We start from the raw sequence: 23693 nt of genomic DNA on the forward strand, positions 1-23693 counted from the left end.
ATATGGCAAGGTATAGGAGCAAAAGAGCAATGAAGCAAAGTGTTAAACGAGCGGGTTTAGGTCTTGTGTTAGGTTCCGTTTTAGGCAGCGTTAGCATAGCGAATGCGGCTACGATAGATTTGCGTCTCATGGAGACGACCGATATACACATGCATCTGATGGATTATGATTATTACTCGGATAAACAAAGTGATGCAGTGGGTCTTTCACGCGTAGCGACCTTGATTAAACAAGCGCGTTCGGAGGCAGCCAACTCGGTGTTGGTCGACAACGGTGACTTACTGCAAGGCACACCGCTAGGTGATTACGTCGCGAAGGGACGTGTCCTGAGGTTTGGTGAAATTCACCCAGCTTACAAAGCAATGAATCTTTTAAACTATGAAGTCGGAAACGTAGGGAATCACGAGTTTAATTACGGCCTAGATTTCCTGATGAAGAGTTTAGCAGGAGCGAACTTCCCATACGTTAGTGCAAACGTTTACGCAGACGACGGCGACAATAATCCAGAGAACGATCAACCGTACTTTCAGCCTTACCTTATTAAAGATAAAGTCGTCACAGACACTCAAGGTAAAAAGCACACTTTGAAAATCGGCTACATTGGGTTTGTCCCTCCCCAAATCATGACGTGGGATAAAGACAACCTGACAGGCAAAGTGATTGCGAAAGACATTCTTGAGACTGCACATAAGTACATTCCTGAAATGAAAAGCAAAGGCGCGGATATCATCGTAGCGATTCCTCATAGCGGGATGTACAACAATCACTACGAGAAAGGTGAAGAGAACGCCACGTATCATTTGGCGAAAGTGGATGGTATTGATGCCATTATGTTTGGACACTCTCATCGCGTCTTTCCAGGAGACAAAGCGCTAGATTCGTTTGAAGGGGTTAACTCCGAAAAAGGCACCGTTTTTGGTGTTCCTGCTACTATGCCAGGCTTTTGGGGTTCTCATTTAGGGATCATTGACCTAAAAGTCGAATCAACCGACGAAGGTGGTTGGCAAGTGGTGGACGGAACCGGTGCCGTTCGCGCCATCGCTCGACGTGAGGGCCGTCAAACCGTCGCCTTGGTTCAGGCTGATAAAAAAATCAATGATGCCGTTCAAGCGGAGCATCAGGGAACGCTGTCTTACATGCGACGCAAAGTGGGTGAGTCGACCGCTGATATTAATAGCTTTTTTGCACTTGTGCAGGACGACCCTTCCATTCAGATCGTTAATAATGCGCAAATTTGGTATACCCAAAATATTGTGCGTGGGACCTCATATGAGAGTTTACCGATTCTTTCCGCAGCGGCACCTTTTAAAGCAGGTGGTCGAGGTGGTCCAGAATATTTCACCGATGTGCCGAAAGGTGACATCGCATTAAAGAATGTGAGTGATTTATACATTTATCCGAATGACTTGAAAGTAGTTAAACTGAGCGGTGCTCAAGTTGTTGAGTGGTTAGAGCGGGCGGCGGGACAGTTTAATCAAATTGACCCTTCCGTTAATGTGACACAAGCCTTGGTTAATAATGCATTCCCGACGTATAACTTTGATGTTATCGATGGCATTGATTATAAAATCGATGTGGCTCAACCTGCGCGTTATGACTCAGAAGGCGTTATTGTAAATCCAGATGCCCATCGAATAACCGATGTACGATTTGATGGGTATAAGCTTGATCCAAACCAGATATTCCTTGTTGCAACGAATAACTACCGTGCTTCTGGAGGTGGTAAATTCCCAGCGTTAGATGGTTCTACCACCGTCATTGATGCTCCGGATAAAAACCGCGATGTGATTGCGAATTACCTGTTAACGCAAAAAACCATTAACCCTGCCGCTGATCAAAACTGGCGATTTGCCGACTTTGGCAATGCAAAAGTGTCCTTCACAACCTCGCCTAAGGCAAAAGATTTGGCCGCGGATAACATGATATACGTGGGTGAAGACAGTAATGGTTTTGCCGTGTTTGAATTGAAGTAGCGACTTTACAGTAACTGAATTAAAGCTGTTCACCGATACGCCGCTTAAGACGTTTTTTTGATGTTTTAAGCGGCTTTTTTGTCGCCATTTTTGACCAAATGCCGTTGCTCATTTGTTGCTGTGTTATTACTAATATTTATTTTTTATATTATGAATATTTGGGGACGTTATTTAAAAGTGTGGAGTTGCTGTCTGTAAATCACTTGGTAGAAGATACCTTACCTAAGTTAGACAAGGCTTATCGTGATTTAAATATATCGCCTTCTTCTGAGCAGAGAGAAAGCTTGTTGAACTTCTATAAAACGGAGTTTGGCAGTCGCTTAATGCCCGAAGATCAAGCGCGTTTTTCTGCGAGTTCAATGGTGTCAGAACTTTCTCCTGCGGCCATTCAGCTTCAGTCCGCTTATATTTCGAAAAATGGCCATGCCGTTGGGGAAAAAGATCGTTTATTGGATGCCAATGCTTACCCTGAATACGATCTTATACATAAGCAAGTTCACCCTTATTTAAGTCGTGTTCAAAAAGAGTTTGGCTTTTACGATGTGTTCTTAATTTCAACAACAGGCGATGTTGTTTACAGTGTTTTTAAAGAAATTGATTTTGGAACCTCTTTGGAATCGGGGCCGTTCCGTCAGTCGGGTTTAGCGGATGCCTATCGACAAGCGCTTACATCGAAGGACGTAACATTCAACGACTTCTCTTTGTACTTGCCATCGTATCAAGCGCCAGCAGGCTTTTTATCAACCCCTGTTCACCATAATGCTCAAACCATAGGGGTAGTGGTAGTTCAGTTCCCGATTGATGATTTGAACACCATTAACAGAGATAGCACGACAGCTTGCTTCGATTTCTGATAATGCGAATCAGAATATCCAAATTCAACATGCCAGTACGGAACCGATTAGTGCGTCGATTCAAGCGATGGCGAGGGCCGTAACCGATGATGCTTCTCACATGAGGAATGCAGCGGAAGCGGCTGATGAAACCAAAGAAAGGGTATCTAGTAGCTCATTAGCGTTGATTGAAACAACCAAACAAATGGAGCAGGTGTCGGCTCAAGTGCAAAATGCTCGAGAAGTTGTAGATCGATTGAATGACCGTACTGAAGCTATTTCTGACGTGATAAATACCATTCAAGGCATCTCTGACCAAACCAATCTACTTGCGCTTAATGCCGTAATCGAAGCCGCTCGTGCAGGTGAAACGGGTCGAGGCTTTGCGGTCGTGGCAGACGAGGTCAGAGGTCTTGCTCAAAATACTCAGAATGAAACGCAACAAATTGCGAATATCATACGTGGTTTGCAGGAAGAGGCTGTTGCAGCCAAAAATACACTGAATCAAAGTGCTGCTAACGTGAAGGTCTTGGCGGAAAGCGCTACCGCAATGAGCTCTTCTTTGCACCAATCTATGAATCAGGTCGAAGAAGTCAGTCGTCTGACGCTGGATGCGGCTGCGTCGTCAGAAACGCAGAGTCACGTTGCAAAGGAAATTAGCACAAGCCTAGATAGAGTGACAGAAGGATCATCAAGCAACGAAAGGCTGATGTCGGAAATACGAGTTTCCAGCGTGAAAATGGCGGACTTGGCGGTCACATTGGAAGAGAGTGTTAGTCAGTTCACGTTAAAAAGAAGTTAGGAAAGGTGTGAACAAGTCCACTGGCTAAAAATGTAGTGGTCAACTAATTTCGGACAGTAAATTAGGTTGACCCTTTGCTTTTGCAGGTGGCATCTCGTTGTTATATTGATGCGGCCTACGCCAGTAATAGTAATCCATCAAATAAAAACTTATGTCTCGTTTTGCTTCTCTTTGTGTCATGTATCCAGTTGTTGGTATCCATTCGACTGTGGCTCACTATCTTCATAGACTGTCATGAGTGAAATTGTTGAGTAACTCCCAACAAAAATATTGAGCGTTACAGCCGAACGGCAAGATATGGATGGGTTAGCAAATACCTCTTTGAAAACTCAAAGAAGTACAACACAATGGTTTTAAAATCATGAAAGACCATATACAGTCAATGGAGGCAAGCTACCTTTAACCTCTGCTTTTGAACGCAGCTAAAAAAGAAAGGATTACCAGTCTGTATCGTATTAGTATAAAGCTCTAATAAGCTAAGGAGTAAGCATGTGACTATAGGTGCTTTCGATTGAGTTTTTGATAAATGGAAGGCTCTTCTTAACTATTTTGTGTAGGGGATTAGTTAGGTCTAAGTTATCTGGATTAATGTTGCCAAAGTAGCGAGGTATTTCTTGTTTATCACCATCTATGGTCACTTCGGCTGTTTCTTTGGCTAATTCGTCAATATTTTTACCTGATAGATGAGGCTGTCGAATAAAATATGCTCTACTACTTACTGGTAGAGATAGGTAGGGGTAGTGACCTAATATAAGTGAGCGTAGGTTTAGTTGGTCGCCTCCGTGTGGGTGAGCTAGGATAATTTCAGGGTAATAGTTATATTTATCCTTTTCTTTTTCTTTTTCAGTTAGGTTGTGATTAATATCATACATGTGTAGGTGACTATAGTTGATCGACCCTAGAAATAGGATTTGACCTTGATAGTCGAAGAGAAAACCGCTGGATCTCCTTTCTCTTACTAGTCCTTTGTCTGATCCACTTTGCATTTGGGTATAGCTGTTGATCGTTCGATATCGTAAAACATCAATATCGTTGTAGATTTCCACAAGTGAAGTGGCAACGTGTCCAGGGAAGCTACTGTTAAAGCTTAATCTGACCAACTGGTAAAAGCCTTCCAAATTCAAACTTGTCAAATTCGGTGGCTTAGAATTAAATATTTCAGATACTATTACTTCGTAAAGAGCCTTTTCAGAGTGAATGTCGGGCGCTTCGTAATAACCTAAGTTTTGGAGGCTGCATATAATCAGGCGACCTTTCAGGGTGCTCGTGATATTGCGCGAATTTAATAAGTATTGAGCCGGTTGTCTTTCAGTAAATAAAGAGCGTAAGTCTTCGTCATTGAACTTAAATATCTGAACCACTTGAGTTTCAGTTTTATCGATAAGTCTTTCTTTTACATGCATATTCTTTCTAAAAATGGGTAAAAACTCATCTTTTAAGGCGTCAACAGCTCTTACAATAGGTTCAAGGTCTGTTTTTTTGTACTTGTAGTTTGCGCCCTGAATCTTCTCTGAGTATTGCCTAAATGCTTTTACTAAGGCTATTTGTTCTTGCGTAGTGATTTTTCTCAATGTGGACATGTGGTTACTCCCTTTGGAAAATAAAAAGGCAGGCTCGTCCTGAAACGAGCCTTAACTAGTACGTATTAGTCTAAAAAATAAATAGGTAGCAGGTAGCAGGTAGCACAAGCAGGAATAGGGTTATAATGAATGTGATAGTGACAAACCTTCCGCGGGGCAAATGTATCCAGTCTCGCGCAAGGTCGGTTAAGTTACTAACTGTTGACCACACAGTGTGCTCTTTGGGCTCTTTTGGGGCATTCGGTTGGCTATTGTGGCTTGAGTCCACATGTAAATTTACGTTAATTGAGTCTTTCGTATCAGTTTCGAACTTTTTGTTTAGGGTTTCCATAACAGCTCCTACGGAAGTTGTTGTTTGTTTTAAAGCCACATGTGACTAAACCTAAGTCCAGTGTTTGAACACTGATTTAAGATCCTTCTTAAGAAAGCTCGACTAGCGAAAATAGAGGTGTCAATTCGTGTCAGAAACAGGATATGGATACATATTTCGTTCCTTGTAGTCGGCTGATAGATGCACGGCATTCCTCCTTTGTCATTTTTTGAAATGTGAATTGAATCGCATGAATTCAGTTTAGTGTAAAAAAAAACTGAAATACAATCTAACTTTTGGCTATTTATGACAGCTTCTATTGATTATTGGTGGATAAGTCAGAACCATGAGAAAAAATGTAAAATAAACTCAATAGCAATATGATATTTTGTGAAAAATAAGCTTCAAGAGAAGTGAGGATGTTACAGGTTTGATGAATTTTGCATGAAAAATGGGGAAAACGAGAATATATTAAAAATATTTTGTATATCGAAAATAGGGGAGACAGTACAAAATAGAGGAGCCATATGTTAGCGATAATGCATTGTTTTTCCAATATATATTACAAAATTAAACATATTAACTGTATGTAACACATAAATATGTGAACACACGATTTAAACTCTGTTTTGGTCGTCACTTCAGAGGTTAGGTGTGACTGGCTTTGGAATTGGATGTTATTTTTTGACGATAAACGAAGGTGACCTCATCCATTTACTTGTATTTCAGAGTCTTATGTTCCTAAAAGGAGTATCTAAAGGATTCTAATTTTATATAGATCTTCTTGATTAAAGTGGGTTGTTCCTTAAGCGCTGCTTAAAACATTGCCAAAGAGCATATTATTGATGATAACGTTCAAGGAAAAGGTCAAGATGCGCTTGAAGGGAAATCAATGCACTTCGCTCCCTAAGGTTCCTTAGATAGCAGGACGTCATTCAATACCCATGTTCTTATATACTCTTCAGCAATGGGTTGTAGCGCAAAATATTTACCTCAGAACACTATTCATTTTTGCTACAAATGATTTTGCCCTAATAATGCCGAATCGATCTAGATCTATTACAATATTTTGATGTTATTATAGTAGACGGTGGGGTTAAACCTTTAGTACATACCGTCAAATTTACATTGATCATACTCAGCACTGCTACCTACTTTGAACTAAGGAACCTCTGTTCTGATTAAACACAGCTCCCTTGTGCATAACTTATTGCTCATTTTGCCCTAAGAAAGTTCATTTCTCGGATAAATCGTCACATTTCCGTTGTGTTTGTTGCTCTTGACCTATGTGTAAGAGTACTGCAAACACATCACAACGCCTTACGCGCATGATATAAATTCGCTAAGGCAATCAGCATGTTTAGTTGACGCCATTTTTATGCAATCCCTTATAGCGTGTTTTGGTGTAGCCAAATTGACGTTTGATAATACGAAAGGGGTGCTCTACTTTGGCTCGGATACTCGACAAGCGTTTGGAACTCGTTCGTCTGGTCTCTTTTTCCTTATCGCTTAGCTTATTGGGTGGATAGCTGCTTGGCGGTGCAATAAGTGTTCTGTCGCCACAATATCATGAACATTGGCAGTGGTGATATGGACGCTATGAACCAAACCATTACAGGCATCGACTCCGATATGTGCTTTCATACTAAAAGACCATTGGTTACCTTTTTTTGTTTGGTGCATTTCAGAATTCCTCGCCTTTTGCTTGTTGTTAGTCGAAGGGGGAGCGTTAATAATCGTGGCATCCACGATGCTACCTGTACGTAGTATCAAACCCCTTTCATTTAGATACTCGGCAACATCGGCTAAAATTACCTGCGTCAGTTGATGTTTTCAAGCAAATGACGAAAATGAAGAATCGTGGTTTCGTCTGGAATAGTTCCTCTACTAAAGGGCAGTTTGGCAAACTGACGCATCGAGTGAATCTCGTAAAGTAATGCTTCCATCCTTGGGTCACTTAAGTTGTATCATTGCTGCAAACAGTAGATTCTCTGCATAGTGCCAAACTCACAGGGTTTGCGTCCTTTGCCCTTACAGTTTGGGTAATAAGGCGAGATCAACTCTTCTAAGCGTTTTCAAGGAATCACACGATCCATTTCTAAAAGAAAGCGCTCGCGTTTTGTTTGTTTACGCTTGCTATTATATTCGGCATCGGAAAAACTGAGCGGATTCATGATTTTGTTCCTAGTCGAAAGGAATAAAGAGCATCATGCCATAAGTTCGTCTTTTTTCAGAGGTTCCCTAATTGCAGCAACCACTGAGATTTCGACTAACAGCTCAGGAGATGCCATTTGAGCTTGCACACAAGCGCGAGCAGGCGCGAAACCTTCTGGCACCCAGTTATCCCAAACCGCATTCATTTCTGCGAACAGACTCATGTCTTTCAAGTAGATAGTGGCAGAGAGTAAGTGCTGTCGATCACTTCCTACTGATTCTAACAATGCATCAACTTTTGCTAACATTGTTTGAGTTTGATGAGTGATGTCCGCATTGCGGTCTTCTGCAACTTGTCCGCAAAAGTAAGCCGTTCCATTGTGGACAACGGCGCGACTCATACGTGCTTTGGTTTCATAGCGTTCAATCGACATAAAATACCTATAGTGTTAAATGGATGTTAGATGTTCAATAAATGTTAGATGCCCAATAAATCTCAGATTATAAAGGCATACGAAGGCCAAACTTTCTTTGTTATTGGTAACGGTTTAATGACAGCTCTGTGGTTTCGATGTCCGTCGCTGTTCCATTCATTAGATCCGCAATAACTCGACCTGAACCACACGCCATTGTCCAACCCAAGGTGCCATGCCCAGTATTTAAGTAAAGACCTGGTATGTGAGTTGCGCCTATAATCGGTGTGCCATCGTGTGTCATTGGCCTTAACCCAGTCCAATATTCCGCTTCGCTAAGGTCACAGCTTCGACCAAATAAATCCCCAACAACATGTCGAATGGTATCGGTACGCGATTTCGGCAGATCCATATTGAAATCGTCAATTTCAGCCGTTCCTGCCGCACGGATACGGCCACCTAAACGAGTAACGGCGACCTTGTACGTTTCGTCCATAACGGTAGAGACTGGCGCGAACGCTTCGTCCTGAATAGGAACCGTTAATGAGTAGCCCTTAACAGGGTAAACTGGAATCTTAATATCGAGGTCAGCCATCATTTTAGTCGAATAGCTGCCAAGACAGACCAACACTTTATCAAACTTAAGTGTTTCTTTGTCTGTTGTTATGCTTTTGAAACGACCTCGTTCTGTATTTAAGGATTGCACGCTTTCTTCAAAGCGGAACGTCACACCTAATGCGTCACATTCTGCTTTTAGTTTTTGACAGAACTGATAGCAATCTCCTGTTTCGTCGCCTGGTAGTCGTAAGCCGCCTGCCAGTTTTTCGACTACAGGATGCAATCCGGTTTCAATGTCGGTACATTCTTTAGCGGTTAATAAGGCGTGTTTGACCCCTAATGAGGTTAATACCTTGATGTCTTTTTGCGCTGCATCGACTTGTTGTTGGGTTCTAAACAACTGGAGTGTGCCGAGTTGTCTGTCGTCATATTGAATTCCAATGCTTTTGCGAAGCTCGATGAACTGATCACGACTGTATTCTGCTAGTGTCATCATCCGAGACTTGTTTACGTTGTAGGCCTTTTCTGTACATTGGCCTAGCATATTTGCTATCCATTTGTACTTTTCGGCAGACGGCGCAAAATTGACGCGTAATGGCGTGTGCTTCTGTAAAAGCCATTTTGCAGCTTTCAGCGGGATGCCAGGAGCGGCCCAAGGTGCGGAGTACCCCGGTGAAATTTGCCCTGCATTGGCGAAGCTGGTTTCGAGTGCAGGTCCTTCTTGACGGTCTACTACCGTCACTTGAATCCCTTTTTTGGCTAAATAGTAAGCGGAAGTCAATCCCACTACGCCAGAACCAAGAACACAAACATTCATAATAAAATTCCAATATAAACAGAATATATGGGAATTATATTGGCTAATTTGAAGTGTTTGTAACTTATATTTTACTCTGTTGTGGTTTTATATTTCTAATTTTTTGTTATTTATGGTGTTATATACTTTTCATTTTATATCTCTTAGTAGAGTCCACTTCCTAAGGGAAGGTGTGAATAAGTCTAGTGGCTTCAGCGTGTGGATAACGCTTCTTTATTTGAGGCGAGTGTTTCGAGGCAAATGTCGCTGTCCAATATTGAACATATTGGCAAGCAAGTTAACAAAGAAGAAAAAAGAGAGTGCGGGTTTGAGTATGAATACAATAAAAAAGCCAGCTAGATTGCTCTAACTGGCTCTGATGTCTCGACTTTTTATGTATCTATGGTCTGAGATACTAACGTTGTTTAGATTCGTATTCTGGGTGAATCCAAACAGGAGCGCCAGCAGCAGGCAATAGGTTTTTACCTAAGATGATGTCTGCGGCACGTTCTGCGACCATGATAGTAGGGGCGTTCAGGTTACCATTAGTAATGGTCGGGAAGATTGACGAATCGACGACTCGCAAGTTCTGAAGACCACGTACGGCTAGGTTTTCATCCAGTACGGCCATTGGGTCGTTATCTGATCCCATCTTGCATGTACACGAAGGATGATAAGCACTCTCTACGTTGTCTTTTACCCAACGATCGATTTCTTCATCGCTTTGCACGTCCATACCTGGCTGGATTTCGTCCTCTCGGAACTTATCTAGTGCAGGTTGTTGAAGAATCTCACGTGACAGTCGAATGGTGTCGCGCCAGTCCTGTTTGTCCTGCTCAGTACTAATGTAGTTGAACTTAATACGTGGATTCGCGGCTGGGTCGCTTGATTCAATCCAGAGCTTGCCTCGACTTTCAGGCTTATTAGGACCGACGTGGACTTGGAAGCCATGACCATCAAACGCGGCTTGTCCATCGTAACGCATCGCCGCAGGTAAGAAATGATACTGTATATTCGGCCATTTCAAGCCAGCACGAGATCGAATGAAACCACAGGATTCAAAGTGGTTAGTCGCACCGAGCCCGTCTTTAAAGAGAATCCAACGTGTACCGATTAACCCTTTGCTGATGAGATCAAGCTTACCGTTTAGCGTGACTGGCTCATTACAACGATATTGGAAGTAGACTTCTAGGTGGTCTTGCAGGTTTTCACCTACGCCCGGTAGGTCCTGTACTAAGGGGACATTAGCCTTGTCTAGTACGGCTTTTGGCCCGACTCCTGACAATTGCAATAATTGCGGAGAACCAACCGAGCCTGCCGACAAGATGACTTCTTTAGAGGCCGAAGCACTTGTCACTTTGCCGTTTATATCGTATTCGATGCCGACCGCTTTTTTACCATTGAAGATCACCTTACGACTTAAAACACCAGTTTTAAGCGTTAGGTTTGGGCGTTTCATAGCACGACGCAAGTAGGCATTTGAGGTCGAAGCACGAACGCCGTCTTTGACCGTCATGTGCATTGGACCAAAGCCTTCTTGACGGTAACCATTGTAGTCTTCCGTTTCGCCGTACCCTGCGTCTTTACCTGCATCAATAAAGGCTTTATAAAGTGGGTTTAGCGTCATGTCGTTACCGTTATTGGTGCTAAGTGGCCCATCACCACCACGGTATTCGTCTGCGCCGCCAGTCCAGCTCTCAGCTTTTTTAAAGTAAGGCAGAACGTTTTGGTAATTCCAGCCTTTGGCACCGTGTTCTTCCCATTCGTCAAAGTCACACGCGTGACCGCGAACGTAGACCATACCGTTAATGGACGAAGAACCGCCCAGTACTTTTCCTCGTGGGCAGTGCATTTCGCGGCCATCTAGGCCTTCTTCTTTATCCGTATGGAACTGCCATGCGTACTTTTCAGTATTCATCGGGTATGACAGCGCCGTCGGCATCTGAATGAAAATGCTTTTGTCTGACCCGCCGCGTTCGAGCAAGAGTACTTTGTTTTCACCGCTTTCAGTCAGTCGGTCTGCCAGTACACAGCCCGCAGACCCCGCCCCAACGATGATGTAGTCAAATGTTTCGTTCATCATTACGACCTCTGTTCTAGTAAGGGTTCGGTACGTCGTTTAGATCAACGTAGACACTCTTAGTTTGAGTGTAGTGGTACAGTGTATCGATGCCATTTTCGCGGCCAATTCCAGACTCTTTGTATCCACCTACTGGCATTTCAGCTGGTGATGCACCCCATGTATTGATCCAGCAAATACCGGCTTGTAGTTGATTTATCACACGGTGAGCACGCGAGATGTCTTTGGTAAAGATGCCTGCTGCCAAGCCAAATTTCGTATCGTTAGCTCGGCGAACCACTTCTTCTTCGTCTTTAAATGTCAGAACAGACATAACAGGACCAAAGATTTCTTCGCGTACTTGTGGCATGTCGTCAGTACAATCAACGAAGACAGTCGGTGCGACAAATGCGCCTTTGTCTAAACCGTTTTCAGTGACTTGGTAACCGCCACATAAAAGCGTCGCGCCAGCTTCTTTTGCTGCATCAACATAGCCAAGTACTTTCTTCATGTGATCTTTTGAAATCAGTGCACCTACTTGCGTATTTTCGTCAGTAGGATCGCCGATAATCATCGCTTCTGTACGAGTTTTTAGTTCCGCTTTGAACGCTTCGATCATGTCTTCGTGAACAAATACGCGTGTACCATGAGTACATACTTCGCCTTGTGTGTAGAAGTTAGCCACCATAGCACCCGAAACAGCTTGATCAACAGGCATATCTGGGAAGACGATCATTGGGGATTTGCCACCCAATTCCATGGTTACGTCTTTTAAAGAAGACGCAGACGCGGCCATCACTTTTTTACCTGTTCCGACTTCACCCGTAAAAGACACTTTGTCTATTTCAGGGTGTCCGGTGATCATTTGACCAACACGTGCATCACCTTGTACAACGTTGAATACGCCATCAGGTAACCCAGCTTCTGTGTATATTTCTGCTAATTTTAGGGCAGTAAGAGGGGTTTCTTCAGACGGTTTGAAAATCATTGCGTTGCCCGCAGCCAGTGCTGGGCCAGATTTCCACATTGCAATTTGAATAGGGTAGTTCCATGCGCCAATACCGGCACAGATACCAAGCGGTTCGCGGCGAGTATAATAGAAGTTACCTGCGCCGAGATCTTGATAGTCGCCTTGAACTTTGTCGGTTAGGCCTGCGTAATATTCGATTACGTCAGCACCTGTTTCAATATCAACGATGCTGGCTTCTTGAATTGGTTTACCTGTGTCTAATACTTCAAGAAGTGCAAGTTCGTCATTTTTCTCGCGAAGTAAGTCGGCAGCACGTTTAAGAATACGGCCACGTTCTACGCCTGTCATGGCTGCCCAAACTTTTTGACCTTCTTTTGCAGAGTCAATTGCAGCCTGAAGCTCTTTTTCGCCTGCTTGTTCTACGGTGGCGATGACGTCACCCGTTGCGGGGTTAATCGTTTCGAAATGCTCGCCAGTGCTCGACTCAACGTAGCGTCCGTGAATGTATTGCTGCTTATGTGTCATGACTTACCTCGATTTCTTGAATTGCGTGATTTTTATTAAATGACCGTTTAATAAAAAAGAATTGTACCTAAATTCGGTTACATTTTCAGCTTTTCTTCGAACTTAATGTCTTATTATGGCGTTTTTAGGCAGGTTTTAGGGGAGATTCTAATGTGATACAGAGTGTCAAATGCTTAAACGATATAACAGGAGTGTTATGTAACCTACGTCAAGTATTCTTGAGTTGATTGTAAATTGAACAGATATATTGAATGTCTGAGTCTAAACTAAAAGAGTCTCAATAAGCGTATAAGATGGAGGCTAGTATGGACTTAAGAGTCGCAATTTTACTTATATTAGGCTTAATGCTAATTGCAAAGCTCATTTATCTGTCACGAGTGAAAGCCCGTAAAAAGAATGCGCTAAGCAAAGCGTCGCAAACTTGCGAAAAGCAAGAAGGCGAGAAAAAGCACGGCCATCATGCGAACTAAATAACACAATAGAAAGGTACTCTGAGAGCGAGAAATCGCTCTCAGAGTACAGAATGCGTATTATTAAGTTGTCTTATATAGCGGGTATTAAACCGAGATCACGCAGTTAGCATCATGACTAACAGGGCTTTGAGCGTAACCGTCTGCAGATTCATCGTTCATCCAAATCTCACCATCGACTAGATAACGAAATTGGTAGTCGGCATCCACATCTAGATTTAGTGTAGAGGCAAAGACACCTGTTTTTTGCTTACGCATTGGTGTTGCCTTGTCATCCCAGCCGTTAAAATCACCCACGAGAGCGACCTTTTTGGCACCATTCAGTTTTTCAGCAGGAAGCGCAAATTTCACTTTGCACTGAGGTTTGGTTTTAAGATAGGTTTTCTCAATCATTTCCAACTCCATTTTCAACTAATGAGATGAACAGCACATCTAGATAGGCCATGAATACCCTGTCTAGTTATGTCACATTGCCATTACTGCCATCGATCTATAATTCATGTAGCAAGTCTCACGCCAATAAACTGACGCTTTGAGTGTAGACCATATTCGGCTTTTACGATCACGAATCGCTGAATTTTACAAAACATAATGGTTCAACTGATTGCTTTTTGTGCAAATTACTCTGTTTCAGCACAAGGAAGGTGCGAGAACCTTCCTTGTCATGTTACTCGCCTAGATAGCGTTTTCTTTTGGCTTCTTTCACTTTTTTTAGATCTACCAGTACTAACCCGTCCACGCAATAACCAAAATCGGCGTCGACACCAAAGTCTAAGAAGCGCACGCCGCCAGGCTCACACAGTTCGCTGTATTGTTTAAACAAAGTAGGGACGCTGGCTCCCAAATGGCCTAATTGCTCTTTCAGGGTTCTAAAGTCTTCATCGTAGTCTTCACCTGAGAAGATATTATCCAACAGCGGTCTGTGTTCCGCCGTAATTCTATATGGTGTAAACGACGCGGCTAAGAACTCTTTGTCGGCGTAGTACTTTTGATAAAAGTGAACAAGCATGTCCTTCGCCATTTGTGGGTAGCTGTTGCTTAGGCTCACTGGGCCGAACATGTATTGAATGTCTGGGTGGCGATTCAAATAAGCGCCAATACCATACCAAAGATAATCTAGGCTGCGTTTTCCCCAATATTTCGGTTGTACGAAGCTTCGTCCAAGCTCAATACCTTTCGCAAAGTAAGGTTCCATGTCGCAGCTATAGCGGAATAACTCAGAGCTGTAGATACCTTGGTCGGCCCCTTCTTGAAGGTACTTGGATACCTCCCCAATACGGTAAGCGCCAACGATTTCCAGTTCTTCTTCATCCCATAAAACGAGATGACGATAGTAATGATCGTACTTATCGAGGTCTTTGTGTTCCCCCGTTCCTTCGCCGACCTTACGAAAAGCGATTTCTCTCAGACGACCTATTTCCTGCATAACAACGGAGTTTTGTTCGAAGTCGACGAGGTATATTTGTTTATTGTCCTTTGTCGCTCCCAAATGTTCTGCGTTTTTTAGCTCATTTTTTAGGTGTTGACGATTTTGTGGGTGAGAAACCGTTTTTTCAGTTTTAAGAAGCGGTTTTTTCCCTTTTGCGATGCGGTAAAGGTGACGTTTAACGAGCTTGTTTTTCTCTTTGTCGCTCAACGGCAGTTGCGCCAATTCTTGAATCGGTATGGTTTGCCCAACTTGCATTGGAATACGGCGATTGCGCTGGCGAAACATCTCATTTGCAAGCTGAAGTGTTGACAGAGGACGATATAGAATTGAGCTGGTGTAAAACATCATCGAATTACGTCCACCGATGTGAACGGGCAATAACGGGCTATTTGTTTTTTGAGCGATCTTTAGGTAACTACTGCTCCAACCTTTGTCTTTTACGCCGCTGGGAGACAGTCTAGAAACCTCCCCAGCTGGGAAAATAATCACGGCTTCTTCGTTGTGCAAACAGTTCATAATGGCTTTAACTTGCTTGCGTCCTGTTTTACCACCGATGTTATCGACGGGTAAAACTAACCCTTTGAGGGCGTCGAATCCCATCAATAAATCGTTTGCTACGATCTTTACGTCTTGGCGTATTTCACCAATGAGTCGTAGCAAAGCCAAGCCATCGAGTGCGCCAAGAGGGTGGTTTGCAACAATAACGGTACGTCCAACAGCGGGAATATTACGGCGGTCGACCTGTGACACCTGATAGCCAAAGTTGAAATGGTCAAGTACGCGATCAATAAACTCGAATCCAACAGAGTTTTCATTTTCTTCTAGAAACGCGTTTACCTCATCTTCATGGAATAATTTTCTTAATACACTGATGGTCGGACGAGTAATAAGATGACTTCTTTCTAGAAATTGAGGTGACTTATTGGCAATAAGTTGTTCAACCTGAATCACGGCTGGCTCCAAACGTAATCTTGTTCATATTCCAACCAGATTAAGAATTAGCCGTGACAGGATTAAGACGAACGGGTGACAACTGGATGACACTAAGATGTCAAAAATAAGACAGTGTTATAGAGTGGCTATGTTTGAAGATTGCAGGTGAGGTGTGTCGGAAGGGCTTGGAGCACCACTGTCATACAATAAAAAAACTCCCTTGTGTTCGTTCTTAGACAGACACAAGGGAGAGCTGATTTACAGGCGCATAGATTCAGTACAGATGACTGACTCAGTGCCGTGGTTAGGACGCGCTTGGGTGATACTTGCGCACAAGAGGATTCAACAGTCGTGTTATCCAACCTGTGAATTCAATCGGCGCTTCGGTAATCGTTAAACAAATGCATTCCGCATCTTTCGTTACGACCGGCTTGTGTTTGTGGCGCGCGTCGCGAGATATGAAATCCCCTTTCTTGTAGACGCCTGATTCATCAGAAAACGCGCCTTCAAGCACCAAGGTGTATTCGTCGCCTGTGTGGGTATGCGATGGAATAAACGCACCTGCTTTTATGCGCGTCAGAGCGACCTGAGTGCCGTCTTTTTCATTGCTTAACGTGGCAATTTGCACCGCTGGCGAAAGCTTCATCCATTTTAGGCGATCGTACGCGGTTGGAACCAGCTGACGAAGGCTTTTCGGTACCTTGTATTGTTCTTTTAAGCTTGGGTGCTCTTTGGCGCTTAAGTGGCGCTTTTCTATGGCCGTACTTTTAGAGGCCGAGTTCACTTGTACATTATTAGGCTGCTTATCGATCGCTATTTTTGATAACAGATTTGCTTTCAGTTGGTCCAATTGATTGACGCCAGAAGGAACAGACGGAGTTGAAAACAGCTCAGCCCCAACTTGCTCCAATTTACGAACTTGATCGCGACAATGTTTGCAGTGCTCAAGATGCGTTGAAACAGCTAACGCTTTCGAAAGCGTAACCGAGCCTGATGCATATTCAGTCAGTAGATCCAAACTTGGGTGGTAGTGAATCATAATAACTACCTCCTAACGATAACGGTCAGTTTGTTGAGAGCAAGTCTGACTCTCGACTTAATAGTGCCAAGAGGAATGTTTAATTCTTCTGACGCTTCTTTGTGGGTTTTGCCTTCCAGATACACTTTTGCTAATACCTGTCTTTGATCGGATGGAAGTTGCTTTAAACTGCTATTAATATTTTCCTGATCGCGTTTCTGCTGCGCTTCGCGAAACGGGTCTGAACTTTCATCTTCGATGTCATCCCATAAAAATTCAGGGTCAATTCCCGTTTGATAGCGTCCATTTTTTCGCAGATAGTCAATACGAGCGTTCCGAGCAATCGTGAACACCCATGTATTTAAAGACGCCGATTCTGGGTTGTAGGTATGTGCTTTGTTCCAGATGCGTATTAAGACCTCTTGAGCGATGTCGTCCGCCATTAAGTTCGCCCCCGGTTGAGCCGTTAAACAAAAAGCTCTAATACGAGGTACGAAGTGATCAAATAGGCGAGTTAACGCTGCTTGATCGCGATTATTAGCGACCGAGAACATGTCGTCCAATAACGTAATATTACGCTCGTTATTGTTTGTCTGTTCCATTGCATACTCCATCGAAAAGTTCGAGCAAACTGGGGATACAGTTTACTGTTTAACCTCTATACGTCTGTTAGTTTAGCTTGGATCAGTAACTTTTACTTTTAAGATGGATTTGATCCAGAGCTTACTGGAACGCGTATTGATTGTTGAGATCTTTGTTTGACCGCTGAGCTCTTCAATGAGTTATCCAATTCCTTCAATTTACTGAACTAATATTTATGAAACAAATGCCATGATAGAAGCACCTGAGTTAAAAAGTGAACAAGATATTATGCTGGTCGAAAGGTTTAAAGCCTTTTATGAGGATGTTCAGCGTCCACAGCTTGAAAAGATTAGTGATATTTACACTTCTTCTGTGCGTTTCAAAGACCCAGTGCATGAGTTGCAAGGAATTGAGTTCGTTCACGCTTACCTGACTGAAATGAGTGCAAACGTTGAATATGGTCGTTTCGAATATTTAGACCAACTTGTGAGTGAAGATAAGGCTTACATAAAATGGAATATGTACTTTCGTCACCCTAAATTGGGCAGTGATATACATGTCGTTCGTGGCATGACTCAAATCCAGTATACCGATCGAATTTACTTCCATGAAGATGTATATGACATGGGGCAAATGATTTATGAGCATATTCCTGTGATGGGAACATTTGTAAAAATGCTCAAACAACGCTTGGCAAATGTGAAATAAACCGTTTGGCAGGAAGTGAAAACCGTGAATTACGTCGAAGTTAACCGAGAGCCTACTCTATGACGACCCAATACAAAGGCACCGTTTGGATAACGGGAGCGAGCTCAGGTTTGGGCTTTTCTCTGGTTGAAAAGTACCTGATCAAAGGCTGGAAAGTGATTGCTTCCTCACGATCAAAAGGGGCGCTAGAGCCTTTGTTGAATTCAGACGATGGGCTTCATAGTGAGCAAGGTGCGCTGTCGTTTGTTGCATTTGATATCGCTAATGAACAAAGCGTTGATGCCGTCCGAAACGCGCTACAACAAGAGAGCGCCACACTCGATATTGCGATCTTGAATGCGGGTACGTGTGAATACCTTGATATTGACGAACCGGATTGGACGATGATGTCGAAAATGAACCACATCAACTATATCGGCTTGGTGAATAGCGTGGAAGTGTGCCTTCCTATGTTGAAAAAAGCGGATAACCCTTTATTGGTGGGAGTGAGTTCCCAAGCCGTCAACGCGGCTTTTCCTAAAGCCGAAGCCTATGGGGCGAGTAAGGCCGCCATTCGTTACTTTTTATCGTCTTTAAGAATGGATCTGAAGCAATTTAATATTGATGTTTCCTGCATTTTACCGGGTTTTGTCGATACACCTTTAACGAAAAAGAATGACTTTTCTATGCCCTTTTTAATGTCTTCTGAGGTCGCAGCCAATCGAATTTTAGGCGCGCTTGAACGTCGCCCGTTTGAGTATGCGTTCCCAAAAAGATTAAGTGTTATGTTGTGGTTGGCCAGAGCTTTTCCTAAAACTTGGCTAAGATTAAATGCAACGAAACCAAACCCTACATAAAACATTAAATGGCTTTTAATTATTTGATCTAGGAGCAGTATTTTTGAAAATTGCAGTCATCGGCAGTGGTATATCGGGACTTACCACGGCGTATTTAACGAATCGCGAACACGATGTTCATGTGTTTGAAAACGACAGCCGAATTGGTGGTCATACCGCGACTAAAGACGTCACCGTAAATGGAAAAACGCAGTCAATTGATACCGGCTTTATCGTGTTTAACGACTGGACTTACCCAAACTTCATTCGACTGATGACAGAGCTAGGTGTGCAATCAAAGCCGACGGAAATGAGCTTTAGTGTGAGTTGTGAACAAACAGGGCTTGAGTACGGGGGCAGTAATCTCGGCACTCTGTTTGCGCAAAAGCGTAATCTATTTAATCTTCCCTACCTTAAAATGCTGAAGGACATTGTTGCGTTTAATAAAGACGCGATTAGCGATTTAGAAGCGGGGGCATTAAAAGAAGGCATTACATTAGGTGAGTATCTAAAAGAAAAAGGCTACGGTAAAAAGTTTGCGAGTCATTACCTGATTCCTATGGGGGCGGCAATTTGGTCGTCTACCTTAGAAGAAATGATGTCTTTTCCTCTCGTATTTTTTGTACGATTTTTCAAAAACCACGGTTTACTGAGCATTAAAGATCGCCCTCAGTGGCGTGTCATTGAAGGTGGTTCCGCTGCTTATTTGGCGCCACTAACGGCCAGTTTTAAAGATAAAATTCGCACTCAAACGGTAATAAACCGAGTTCAACGTGATGATGCGGGAGCCACGCTGTTTTTTGAAAAAGGGGGGGAGGAACATTTCGATCAAGTTGTCTTCGCCTGCCACAGTGACCAAGCGTTAACCTTGTTAGGGGAAGACGCAAGCCAACAAGAAAAAGACATTCTCAGTGCGATTCCCTATCGAGAAAATGAAGTGGTATTGCACACCGATGTGGGTTTGTTACCTAAGCGGAAAAAGGCTTGGTCGAGCTGGAATTATCTTCTTGGAAGTGATTCTAAGAGGCCTCCAACACTAAGCTACGACATGAATATACTGCAACATTTAGACGAGCCGGATACGACGTTTGTCGTGACCTTGAATCGTGGTGATCTCATCGACCCAAGCAAGATACTAGGTCGTTATTGTTACGCGCACCCCGTTTTTTCATTGGCGGGCATCGATGCACAAGCACGTTGGCATGACATAAATGGTGTGAACAATACTTGGTTTTGCGGTGCCTACTGGCGCAATGGTTTCCATGAAGATGGCTGTTGGAGCGGTGTTCGGGTTGCAGAAGGTCTGGGTGTCAAATGGTAGTTGCGTCAGAGCCGCACGTAGAAACCACTCATCTAAGCAGTGGCATTTATGTCGGGCATGTTCGACATCGTCGGTATACCCCAAAATACCACGGTTTTTGTTATCAAGTTTTTATGATGTTGCTTGATCTAGATGAAATCGATTCGGTGTTTAGCAAAAGTCGGTGGTGGTCGACGTCAAAGCGTGCCGTGGCGCAGTTTAAGCGTGATGATTATTTTGGTGACACCAGTATTCCGTTAAAGCAGGCAGTATTAAGCAAGGTCAAAGAGGAAACGGGACTAACGTTGTCGAAAGTGAAGTTGTTAACAAACTGTCGATATTTTGGTTATTTGATAAACCCTATTTCTATTTACTATTGTTACGACCAACAAGATGAACTTCAAGCTATGTTGCTTGAGGTGACCAATACGCCTTGGGAAGAACGCGTCGCTTATGTGCTGAATTGTGAGCCAGCAAAACGGACACAACGTATAACCTTTCAAAAAGAGATGCATGTGTCTCCTTTTCACCCGATGAACCATTTTTACGACTGGCGGAGTACGTCACCACAAAGCAAAGTCGCCGTGCATATGCAAAATCGCATTGAAGGTACTGAACAGTGTGTATTCGATGCAACCTTATCGCTGAAGCGCGAAGAAATTTCAGCGCAGAGCTTAAGGAGCATACTTTGGCGTTTCCCGTGGATGACCGCTAAAGTGGGGTTTGGTATTTATTGGCAAGCGTTAAAACTGTTTATCAAGAGAGTGCCTGTTCAGCCGCATCCAAGGCAACCAGAGGCTCGAGATCAAGAATCAAACAGCGCCCGATTTAAATAAGAGGTAGTTTATGAACACGGTTGGAACAACAAATACCATTAAAACGAAAAACACTTGGTTAGATACGCTTGCACAGCGTGGGGTTAAAGCCTTGTTAAGTCGGTTGACTGTTGGGCATTTGGTTGTCGATAATCATGGCGATATCAAAGAATATGGGCAAAAAGCAGCCGACACCGAATACCACGCTCATATTGAGGTTAAGGACTCACGAGCGTACCGAGAAGTGTTTTTTAATGCGAGCCTTGGCGGCGCTGAAGGCTACATGAAAGGTTATTGGACAACCCCCGATCTGTTGGCAGTGATTCGTTTTATGGTGGCCAACCTGTCGACGCTTAATAAACTCGATAGTGAACGGCCTTTTTGGTCGCGTCTTGCCGCGAAGCTCGCGCACAAGCTTAATGCCAATACCAAGGAGGGCTCCAAAAAGAACATCTCAGCGCATTACGACTTGGGGAACGACTTCTTCTCTCAATTTTTAGACCCAACCATGATGTACTCTGCGGCGATTTTCCCCGATAAAAATGCAGACCTGCATGACGCATCTGTCCATAAGTTGGATCGCATTTGTCAAAAGCTGGAACTCAAACCTGATGACCATTTACTTGAGATTGGCACCGGTTGGGGGGGGATGGCGATCCATGCAGCACAGCATTACGGTTGTAAGGTCACGACAACCACCATCTCGAAAGAGCAATATGACTATGCCCGAGAAAAAGTCGAAGCGCTTGGGTTATGTGACCGAGTCACGTTGTTGCTAGAAGACTATCGTGACTTAACGGGTACGTATGACAAGCTCGTTTCTATCGAGATGATCGAAGCGGTTGGTCATGAATATTACGACAGCTATTTTGAAAAATGCAGCAGCCTAATTAAAGATGCGGGCCTTATGGTTATTCAGGCCATTACCATTGCCGACCAACGTTATGATTTTGCTCGAAATTCAGTGGATTTTATTCAGCGCTATATTTTTCCGGGAGGGTGCCTGCCCTCCAATAAGGTGATTGCTGATAAGGTTGCCCAGAAAACCAACATGCAAATTGTCGCGATCGAAGACATCACTGAGCATTACGCCAATACGCTGGCGAAGTGGCGGGAAGCTTTTCATGCGAAGCGAAATCAGATTGTCCAAATGGGCTTTGATGATGTGTTTATTCGCATGTGGGATTATTACCTTGTGTATTGCGAAGGCGGCTTTAGAGAGCGTTCGATCAGTACTGGGCAGTTTGTATTTGCCAAACCTAAATACCGATTTGCTCAGTAACGGTGGCTTCATCTAACACCCTTTCATTGGATTGTGTGGAAGGTGCTGTGAGGGGCGAGTGGCGAGGTTTACATGAAAAATGTCGCGAATGCAGGCGGTTTTCAATTGCTGTGGTTTGTGTGTGTGTTGCTAGGGAGTTGGGTGGCTTTTTTCAGTACCCTCGTTTACTTAACCTTTCATGCTCGGTATCTGCAAACCAAGCACAAAGAATTCGTTCTTATGTTTGCTTTTTTGGTGATTGGCTGTGTATGGGATGGCTTGCTGATTCACTTCGGCGTTCTGATATTTCCAAGTGAGTCGCTGTTATTGGGTACGTTGCCGCCTGTTTGGTTGCTGTGCTTGTGGGTAAGTGTTGCGACTATGCTAGCGCATTGTTTACGTTTCTTAGTTGGCCGGCACTTACTTGCTGTGTGTTTGGGGTTTATTAGCCCTGTATTAAGTTACATAGGTGGAGCGAAGTTGTCTGACGCCGAGATTGGCGCTCCGTACTTCGGATCAGTTTTCATTATTGCAGTAGGTTGGGCCGTTATTCTGCCCCTTGGCTTTATTCTCTGTCAAAAACTACAGTTAGATCATGAATAGGAGGCAAAATAATGAAACGAACGCTTTTTTTATTCTGGGCTCTGCTACCTCACTCACGTAATTCTGTGATGAGCGATCGTGCTGTAATCGTGATATTTGCATCGTTAATAGTGATGAGCTTTTTATCGAATCGTGCTTTTGCGTTGGAAGCGGAAGGGCGTGCTCTCGATCCCAAAACGAAGGTCTTGTTGTATACAGAGAGGCATTTTTTTCCAGCGCCTCAGGTGCATGAAGTTCGCTATTTTGAAGCTGACGGGCGTTTGTTCGCGACGAAAAAGTTGGATTACGCCCAATCTTCGAACGCGCCAAGTTTTGAGCAGCTTAATGAGCGACAAGGCGAAGTAATAAGCGTAAAGCATACGGATAAAATTGAGCTTCAGTATCGAGCGAGTAGCGATGCGGCGACCAAAAGTGCGACCTTTAATGTCTCTAATAAACTGGTTATTGACGCTGGATTTGACCGATATGTGCGTGAGCATTGGTCTGAGCTTGTTAATAGAAAGACACATTCTGTCGATTACCTAGTCCCCAGCCGACAAACAACGGTGGAATTTAAGATCAAACGACGGACCTGCCTCGACGAGCAAATCTCTGAATCTGTGTGTTTCGAAGTTAAACCAAGCGCTTGGTGGTTGTCTTTACTGATAAATCCACTGTATCTAGCGTACGATGAAACGACTAAACGATTAGTTCGATTTATTGGACGGGGAAACATAGCGGATAAAAACGGAAAGTATCAAACGGTCGATATTTATTACCAATACATTGAATGACGTTAAGAGCCCC

The 23693-nt window shown here is 43.5% G+C and carries 20 protein-coding genes and 2 pseudogenes; 11 read left to right on the forward strand and 11 right to left on the reverse strand.

Features of this window, described 5'->3' with window-relative positions; translation table 11 throughout:
• Positions 1–29 precede the first annotated feature (29 nt).
• From MARME_RS02310 to MARME_RS02320, 3 genes are all read left to right on the forward strand, one after another.
• On the forward strand, positions 30–1973 hold the full coding sequence (locus MARME_RS02310; protein WP_013659663.1) for a bifunctional 2',3'-cyclic-nucleotide 2'-phosphodiesterase/3'-nucleotidase: 1944 nt from the start codon (positions 30–32) through the stop codon (positions 1971–1973).
• Between the two features lie 185 nt (positions 1974–2158).
• Entirely contained in the window at positions 2159–2827 is a 669-nt protein-coding gene (locus tag MARME_RS02315; RefSeq protein ID WP_148230989.1) for a cache domain-containing protein, read from the forward strand.
• 67 nt (positions 2828–2894) lie between these two features.
• Positions 2895–3608 (forward strand): methyl-accepting chemotaxis protein, encoded by a 714-nt coding sequence (locus MARME_RS02320; RefSeq protein WP_041647734.1) that lies wholly within the window; start codon positions 2895–2897, stop codon positions 3606–3608.
• A 39-nt stretch (positions 3609–3647) separates the two neighbouring features.
• Here MARME_RS02320 and MARME_RS22360 read toward each other — a convergent pair.
• The 7 genes and pseudogenes from MARME_RS22360 to betB form a co-directional block, all read right to left on the reverse strand.
• Positions 3648–3812: pseudogene (locus tag MARME_RS22360) on the reverse strand (IS3 family transposase); the annotation flags it as partial.
• A gap of 272 nt (positions 3813–4084) precedes the next feature.
• The gene (locus MARME_RS02325; RefSeq protein ID WP_013659665.1) at positions 4085–5188 is read right to left on the reverse strand and encodes a hypothetical protein; all 1104 of its coding nucleotides are present in this window, start codon (positions 5186–5188) and stop codon (positions 4085–4087) included.
• A 1620-nt stretch (positions 5189–6808) separates the two neighbouring features.
• Positions 6809–7672: pseudogene (locus MARME_RS02335) on the reverse strand (IS5 family transposase).
• A gap of 33 nt (positions 7673–7705) precedes the next feature.
• Positions 7706–8086, reverse strand: coding sequence for a RidA family protein (locus MARME_RS02340; protein ID WP_013659667.1), 381 nt, complete (start codon positions 8084–8086; stop codon positions 7706–7708).
• Between the two features lie 100 nt (positions 8087–8186).
• Positions 8187–9440 carry a D-amino acid dehydrogenase gene (locus MARME_RS02345; RefSeq protein WP_013659668.1) on the reverse strand — a complete coding sequence of 418 codons (1254 nt, stop codon included), beginning with the start codon at positions 9438–9440 and terminating at the stop codon, positions 8187–8189.
• 394 nt (positions 9441–9834) lie between these two features.
• Positions 9835–11502, reverse strand: a complete 1668-nt coding sequence (gene betA, locus MARME_RS02350) for a choline dehydrogenase (RefSeq protein ID WP_013659669.1) — start codon at positions 11500–11502, stop codon at positions 9835–9837.
• A 13-nt stretch (positions 11503–11515) separates the two neighbouring features.
• Entirely contained in the window at positions 11516–12973 is a 1458-nt protein-coding gene (gene betB, locus MARME_RS02355; protein ID WP_013659670.1) for a betaine-aldehyde dehydrogenase, read from the reverse strand.
• A gap of 305 nt (positions 12974–13278) precedes the next feature.
• Between betB and MARME_RS22235 the strand changes: the two genes are divergently transcribed.
• The gene (locus tag MARME_RS22235) at positions 13279–13443 is read left to right on the forward strand and encodes a hypothetical protein (protein ID WP_013659671.1); all 165 of its coding nucleotides are present in this window, start codon (positions 13279–13281) and stop codon (positions 13441–13443) included.
• 87 nt (positions 13444–13530) lie between these two features.
• Here the strand turns inward: MARME_RS22235 and MARME_RS02360 are convergent, their stop codons facing one another.
• The 4 genes from MARME_RS02360 to MARME_RS02375 all read right to left on the reverse strand — a co-directional run bounded on the left by MARME_RS02360 (position 13531) and on the right by MARME_RS02375 (position 17425).
• Positions 13531–13836 carry an isoamylase early set domain-containing protein gene (locus MARME_RS02360; protein ID WP_013659672.1) on the reverse strand — a complete coding sequence of 102 codons (306 nt, stop codon included), beginning with the start codon at positions 13834–13836 and terminating at the stop codon, positions 13531–13533.
• Between the two features lie 274 nt (positions 13837–14110).
• Positions 14111–15823 (reverse strand): GNAT family N-acyltransferase, encoded by a 1713-nt coding sequence (locus tag MARME_RS02365; RefSeq protein ID WP_013659673.1) that lies wholly within the window; start codon positions 15821–15823, stop codon positions 14111–14113.
• Positions 15824–16109: 286 nt separating this feature from the next.
• On the reverse strand, positions 16110–16844 hold the full coding sequence (locus MARME_RS02370; protein WP_013659674.1) for a ChrR family anti-sigma-E factor: 735 nt from the start codon (positions 16842–16844) through the stop codon (positions 16110–16112).
• Between the two features lie 5 nt (positions 16845–16849).
• Complete coding sequence (locus MARME_RS02375) at positions 16850–17425, reverse strand: RNA polymerase sigma factor (RefSeq protein WP_013659675.1); 576 nt, start codon at positions 17423–17425, stop codon at positions 16850–16852.
• 229 nt (positions 17426–17654) lie between these two features.
• On the opposite strand from MARME_RS02375, the gene MARME_RS02380 reads away from it, so the two are divergent.
• From MARME_RS02380 to MARME_RS02410, 7 genes are all read left to right on the forward strand, one after another.
• On the forward strand, positions 17655–18113 hold the full coding sequence (locus MARME_RS02380; RefSeq protein ID WP_013659676.1) for a nuclear transport factor 2 family protein: 459 nt from the start codon (positions 17655–17657) through the stop codon (positions 18111–18113).
• 59 nt (positions 18114–18172) lie between these two features.
• Positions 18173–18949, forward strand: coding sequence for an SDR family NAD(P)-dependent oxidoreductase (locus tag MARME_RS02385; RefSeq protein WP_013659677.1), 777 nt, complete (start codon positions 18173–18175; stop codon positions 18947–18949).
• Positions 18950–18992: 43 nt separating this feature from the next.
• Positions 18993–20249 carry an NAD(P)/FAD-dependent oxidoreductase gene (locus MARME_RS02390; protein WP_013659678.1) on the forward strand — a complete coding sequence of 419 codons (1257 nt, stop codon included), beginning with the start codon at positions 18993–18995 and terminating at the stop codon, positions 20247–20249.
• Positions 20243–21064 (forward strand): DUF1365 domain-containing protein, encoded by an 822-nt coding sequence (locus MARME_RS02395; RefSeq protein WP_013659679.1) that lies wholly within the window; start codon positions 20243–20245, stop codon positions 21062–21064. The genes MARME_RS02390 and MARME_RS02395 overlap by 7 nt, the downstream gene beginning before the upstream one ends.
• Positions 21065–21074: 10 nt before the next feature.
• Positions 21075–22325, forward strand: coding sequence for an SAM-dependent methyltransferase (locus MARME_RS02400; protein WP_013659680.1), 1251 nt, complete (start codon positions 21075–21077; stop codon positions 22323–22325).
• A gap of 72 nt (positions 22326–22397) precedes the next feature.
• A complete protein-coding gene (locus MARME_RS02405; protein ID WP_013659681.1) occupies positions 22398–22907 on the forward strand; it encodes a DUF2878 domain-containing protein in 510 nt (169 codons plus the stop codon).
• An 11-nt stretch (positions 22908–22918) separates the two neighbouring features.
• The gene (locus MARME_RS02410; RefSeq protein WP_013659682.1) at positions 22919–23680 is read left to right on the forward strand and encodes a hypothetical protein; all 762 of its coding nucleotides are present in this window, start codon (positions 22919–22921) and stop codon (positions 23678–23680) included.
• Positions 23681–23693 lie beyond the last annotated feature (13 nt).

The sequence above is a fragment of the Marinomonas mediterranea MMB-1 genome (genome assembly GCF_000192865.1).
Lineage (GTDB): Bacteria > Pseudomonadota > Gammaproteobacteria > Pseudomonadales > Marinomonadaceae > Marinomonas > Marinomonas mediterranea.